A 5,465-nucleotide genomic window follows, 5' to 3' on the forward strand; every position below is an offset into this window, starting at 1 on the left:
CTGGCCCCTCTGGCCTACATCCTGCGGGCGCGCACGGTGCCGCTGCGGAACCTGGGCGCGGCCATCTCTCCGGACAACTCATGGTTCTTCCTCCAGGGCATCGAGACCCTGCCGCTGCGCATGGAGCGGCACTGCCAGAACTCGCTCTCCGTGGCGGAGCACCTGAAGGTGCACCCGAAGGTGGAGTGGGTGCGCTTCCCCGGGCTGCATGACGATCCGCACTACGAGCTCAACCAGAAGTACCTGCGCGGCAAGGGCGGCTCCATCGTGGTCTTTGGCATCCGCGGCGGACGCGCAGCGGGCCAGAAGTTCGTGGAAAGTCTGAAGCTCTTCTCCCACCTGGCGAATGTGGGCGATGCGAAGAGCCTGGCGATTCACCCGGCCTCCACCACGCACTCGCAGCTCAATGAAGAGCAGCAGCGCGCGGGCGGCATCACGCCGGACCTGGTACGACTTTCCGTAGGCATCGAACACATCGACGACATCCTGGCCGACATCGACCAGGCTCTGGATGCGGTGTGAGCCTGGACACCCCTTCTCGCAACCAATACGAGATAACCAAACCAAGACAAACCAAACGTACGAAACCAAGCGGCCAGTGTCACGTCCCGGTCTGACCGGCGTGCACTGGCCGCCCTGGTTTTCAGTTTCCTCAAACTCCCCCCTCCGTCATGATCGACATCAACATCCCCGGATTCAAACACCTGAAGATTCATCACCTCGTGCTGGACTACAACGGCACTCTCGCCATCGACGGCCTGCTGCTGGACGGCGTGGCCCGGCGCTTGCGCACGTTTTCGCAGAAGATCCAGGTGCACATCGTCACCGCCGACACCTTCGGCCTCGTGAAAGCGCAGATCGAGGATCTGCCGGTAAAGGTCACGATTTTGCCGTCCGAGGGTTTGATCGAGGCCAAGCGGGACTACGTGTTCAAACTCGGCCTGGAGTCCGTGGTGGCGATCGGCAACGGCCGCAATGACTCCGCGATGCTGAAAGACGCCGCCCTGGGCATTGCGGTGATCCAACGCGAAGGCGCGGCCGTGGAGACGTTGCTGTCGGCGGATCTGGTGGTGAATCACATCCTGGATGCACTGGATTTCCTGAACCAGCCGAACCGGTTGATTGCGGCGCTCAGAGCGTAGGGGAAACCACTGATTGACACTTATGAAACACTAATGAAGGCAGGGGGAATGGATTGATGAAGGCTTGGAGGGGTGGAGAGGATGGGAACCGCTGACAGACGCTGACTTGACGCTAACGGTTGAGGAGGCTGGGGCTGTTGGAAGCTGTTCGTAGTACAAACTTTAGTTTGCCTCAGGGCGTCTGTCGTAGTGCAGGCAAACTGAAGTTTGTACTACGAACAGAGCCTCGCAGGCGGAGGTCTGAGGGAGCGCGATGGGGATCAGGCTTGAAGTTTGAATTTTGAACTTTGAAGTTTCCCAATTTCATCCAAGGATTCCCGCTCTCGCCCCACCCCGCCTCCCCCATGCCCGCCACCGCCTCCCGCCTCTCTGTCTTCACTGAGTCCGTCATTCGCGGGACCACCCGGCTGGCGAATCAACATGGCGCGATCAATCTCTCCCAGGGGTTCCCGGACTTCGACCCGCCGGAGGAACTGCTGAAGGCGCTGGAGAAGGCGACGCGGGGGCCGTTCCACCAGTACGCGGTGACCTGGGGCGCGCCGCGTTTTCGCGAGGCGCTGGCGCGGAAGATCCAGCGGTTCTCGGGGCTGCCCATTGATCCCGACCGGCATCTGGTGACCACCTGCGGCAGCACGGAGGCGATGATGGTGGCCATGATGACGGCGTGCAATCCGGGCGACAAGGTGGTGGTGTTCTCCCCTTTCTACGAGAACTACGCCGCCGACGCGATCCTCTCTGGGGCGGAGCCGATCTATGTGCCGCTGCACCCGCCGGACTTCGGCTTTGTGCTGGAGGATCTGGTGAAGGCGTTTGAGCAGAAGCCCAAGGCCATCATCGTGTGCAATCCCTCGAACCCGACGGGCAAGGTCTTCACCCGCGAGGAACTGCTCACCATTCTGCGTCTGGCCGAGGAGCATGATGCCTTTGTCATCACGGACGAACCGTATGAGCACATCGTGTACGCGCCGCATGAGCATGTGCACTTTGCCGCGCTGCCGGGGGCCTTTGAGCGGACGATCACCTGCAACTCGCTCTCCAAGACCTACTCCATCACCGGCTGGCGCCTGGGCTATGTGCAGGCCGCGCCGGAGGTGATTGCCCAGGCGCGGAAGGTGCATGACTTCCTCACGGTGGGGGCGGCAGCTCCTCTTCAAGAAGCGGCGGTGGCGGGGCTGGAGCTGCCGGACTCTTATTACCACGAACTTCAAGCGCTCTATGCCCGAAAGAAGGAGGTGTTCCTGGAACACCTGCGCGCCACCGGCCTGCCCTTCACCGAGCCCCAGGGGGCGTATTATGTGATGCTGGACATTTCCCCGATGGGATTCAAGGACGACACCGAGGCGTCAGAGCGGTTTATCAAGGAGGCAGGTGTCGCTGGCGTGGCGGGCTCAAGCTTCTTCCGCGAACCCGTGCATCATCTGATCCGGTTTCACTTTGCGAAGAAGGAGGAGACGCTGCATGCGGCGGGGGAGAGGCTGCGGAAGTACACTTCCGGTAAGATGTAAGCGGTGAATGGTAAGTGGTGGAGCTTCCAATACGCCGACTAAAGTCGGTACTCCAACCACGGTGCGGGGGCCGGATTGGAGTTTGAAGAGACTGTCGCACTGGTGACGATGCTGGGGGAAGTCAAGGGTAGATGGAGGCAGGTGGGAGTAGAGGTGTTGCAGATGCTTCAGCTAGTGCCTCCTCACGTCGACAACTACGAAGGCTTTGGGGGTGATGAGGCAGAGGGGATGTGGTGTTGCTTAACGATGATTGGGGACGCTGATGTGGGACGGTGGCGGAGGTGGTTTGGCCTTCTGCCGAGATGCAAACAACACCGGTTGTAGTTGTCGACGTGAGGAGGCACTAACTGAAGCTTCTGTGGGGTCGGGTGCAGAGAGCGTGACCATCCGCCCAGCGCGGGACAAGATGAGAGCAGCGGGGCAAAGTGAGCGCGCTTTCTGAAAGAGCTCGCACTGGAGTTTGAGTTGCGCCTCCACCAGGGAACCTCTCAAAAAAGACTGAGCAGGCTAAAGCCTGTACTCCATACAGTATCCTGCTTCCAACAGCCCCACCACTTACCACTTACCGAGCTGGCTCCAGCACCAGCACCCGTCCGGGCGTTCCAATCCCTGCTGCCAGATTCGTCCCGCGGCAGTACTCCGCGATCAACAACCGGTGCCCGGGGAGTTTCAGCACATCAATCGGTCTCCCCAAGGGGGCGAGCAGGCGCTTTACGGTGGTGGTGCCCGCTTCAAAATCCGGGCGCATCTGGAGGACGTCATAGCCGGCGTCGGCTTTGATGAGATTCCCAAACCTTGCGGCGAGGAAACTACCACCCAGGGGGGCGGGCCAGTCCTTGCCGAGCCAGACGATGCCGCTGGGGCAGGAGTGGGGATCGAAGGTGGAGATGCTCTTCTCGGTGCTGCCGCCGGCATCGGGGCCAACATTGCGGAGGGGTTTCTTCACGACGATCCCGGTGGGGAGGTCGGGGGTGTGGGGATAGGCCTTTTCTGTCCAGTCGGCGAACTGGTACGGGAAGCCGTAGTGCTTGCCGGGTTCGATGACATTGAGCTCCTCCGGGGCTTCGGCGTCGGGGCCGTTCTCGGTGGCGATCATGCGGCCCTCGTCATCCCAGCAGAAGCCGAAACTGTTGCGCAGGCCGCGGGCGATGACCTCCACCTGCGGCTTGTCCTGGGCGGGGTCCACCCGCCACATGCAGGCGGTGAGTTCGTTTTCACCGCCGGTGTCGTAGTTGGGCTGCTTCCCGGGCTCGCCGCCATCGGTGCGGGCGCCGCTGTTGATGTACATCATTCCATCCGGCCCCTGGGCAATGTGGGACACGCCGTGGTTGTAGGGTCCGATGCCAAAGGGATACGTGACGCGCAGCCAGGACTCGGGTTTGGTCCAGCCGCCCTGCGTGGCATTCCACTTGCCGGTGCGGAAGACGGTGACCTCATTGGCCACGGGAGTCTTCTTCTTGTTGCACTGGTTGCTGGTGACGTAGAGGCGGCCCTCCCGGTCCACAGTGAGGCCGAGCGCGAGGACATCGCCCAGGGCGAGATCGAAGTACGTGTCCCGAGGAAACAACAGCTTCTGCTCCTGCGTGCCGACCTTCCACTGCCAGATGTCGCCGTTCTGCGCGAGGATGAGGACGTGCTCACCGTCTGGATGCGCGGCGAGGCGCACGGGGGAGAAGCTGAACTCCGCGGCGACCTTGAGCGTCCAACCCTGCGGCGCGGCGGGGAGCTGGCTGCTCACCATGGAGGCCACAAGGGCCTCATACGTGGGGTACTTGCTCTGGCTGCGCAGGGTCTTGATCTCCTCCACCTTGGGCGCAGCCCCTTTATTCCCCCATGAGCCATAGACGTGTGCGAAGACGGAGGCGATCTGCTCGTCCTTCAGGATCACCGGGGGCATGCCGCCCTGGTACTCGCGACCGTTCACGGTGATCTTGCCAAAGAGGCCCTCCAGCGGGGCCTTGAGCGCGCGCTCGCGTTGATGCTCCAGGAAGTCGGAGCCTGCGAGCGGCGGGAAGACGCCGGGGATGCCCTGCCCCTCGGCGCCGTGGCAGATGGCGCAGTGCTGCCGGTAGAGCTCGCCTCCATCAGGAGCGGGTCCGCCTCCAGAGGCCAGCAGCGGCCAGGTCAGGAATGCGGCAAAAGCGAGGCGGGACAGCGGGCGGGGGAAGTTCATTCGGCGGGGGCAGGATAGAGCACAGCCACCCCGGCCGACAAGCAGGACTTACCTATCCCTATGTCGAGGTTGACTCATTGGGTGCCAGTGACACCCAACCGCCCTTCGCCGGCTCAGAAAGGCGGAACTCCCGGGCGCCGAGGCTGGCGTAGTCGGCCGGGTGACAGGTGAGGACGATGACCTGAAGTCCGCGCCGGGCGGCGAGATCCAGCATGCGCGGGAGCAGCCGGACGCGGTCGGGATCGGAGTAGGCAAAGGCGTCGTCGAAGACCAGCGGCAGGCACTTGTCGGGCTGCCCGGCGGCGAGCACCTCCGCCATGGCCAGACGCAGGGCCGCGGCGACCTGCTCGCGGGCTCCGCCGCTGAGGACATCGAAGCCCAGGGCACCACTTTGCCGATCTGGGCGGACGATCTCCAGCCCCTCGAATTTGTTGTCCGCACCCAGGTTCACCTGCACGGTGGTTTCCGGGCCGAAGAGGCACTGGAGGTAGCCGGAGACCTTCTCCGCGAGCGGCTGGGTGAACTGTTTGGTAAGGGAGCTCTGCTCTTCCTGAAACAGACCATGCAGGAGCTGCACGGCCTGGCTGCGGCGCTGGGCGTGCTCGCGCTGGCGGCGGGCCTCGGTGAGCCGGGCATCGGCCACGG

Annotated in this window: 4 protein-coding genes and 1 pseudogene; 3 read left to right on the top strand and 2 right to left on the bottom strand. The window is 63.0% G+C overall.

Annotation, left to right across the window (positions count from 1 at the left end):
* From BV034_RS27940 to BV034_RS27950, 3 genes are all read left to right on the top strand, one after another.
* On the top strand, nucleotides 1-522 hold a 522-nt coding region (locus tag BV034_RS27940), incomplete at its 5' end, for a PLP-dependent transferase (protein ID WP_265593552.1).
* 149 nt (nucleotides 523-671) lie between these two features.
* Entirely contained in the window at nucleotides 672-1,142 is a 471-nt protein-coding gene (locus BV034_RS27945; RefSeq protein ID WP_050030243.1) for an HAD hydrolase family protein, read from the top strand.
* Nucleotides 1,143-1,486: 344 nt separating this feature from the next.
* Nucleotides 1,487-2,647: an aminotransferase class I/II-fold pyridoxal phosphate-dependent enzyme gene (locus BV034_RS27950; RefSeq protein ID WP_050030247.1), complete on the top strand. Its 1,161-nt coding sequence runs from the start codon at nucleotides 1,487-1,489 to the stop codon at nucleotides 2,645-2,647.
* A 562-nt stretch (nucleotides 2,648-3,209) separates the two neighbouring features.
* On the opposite strand, the gene BV034_RS27960 is transcribed toward BV034_RS27950, so the two are convergent.
* Both BV034_RS27960 and BV034_RS27965 read right to left on the bottom strand, forming a co-directional pair.
* Entirely contained in the window at nucleotides 3,210-4,820 is a 1,611-nt protein-coding gene (locus tag BV034_RS27960; protein ID WP_050030245.1) for a PQQ-dependent sugar dehydrogenase, read from the bottom strand.
* A 58-nt stretch (nucleotides 4,821-4,878) separates the two neighbouring features.
* Nucleotides 4,879-5,465 (bottom strand): annotated as a pseudogene (locus BV034_RS27965) (hypothetical protein); the annotation flags it as partial.

This window comes from Verrucomicrobium sp. BvORR034, from assembly GCF_000739635.1.
Taxonomy (GTDB): Bacteria; Verrucomicrobiota; Verrucomicrobiia; order Verrucomicrobiales; family Verrucomicrobiaceae; genus Verrucomicrobium.

Excerpts from the sequence above, each read along its gene's own strand:
- BV034_RS27945 (WP_050030243.1), top strand. The coding sequence starts at position 672 with ATGATCGACATCAACATCCCCGGATTCAAACACCTGAAGATTCATCAC.
- BV034_RS27950 (WP_050030247.1), top strand. The coding sequence starts at position 1,487 with ATGCCCGCCACCGCCTCCCGCCTCTCTGTCTTCACTGAGTCCGTCATT.
- BV034_RS27960 (WP_050030245.1), bottom strand. The coding sequence starts at position 4,820 with ATGAACTTCCCCCGCCCGCTGTCCCGCCTCGCTTTTGCCGCATTCCTG.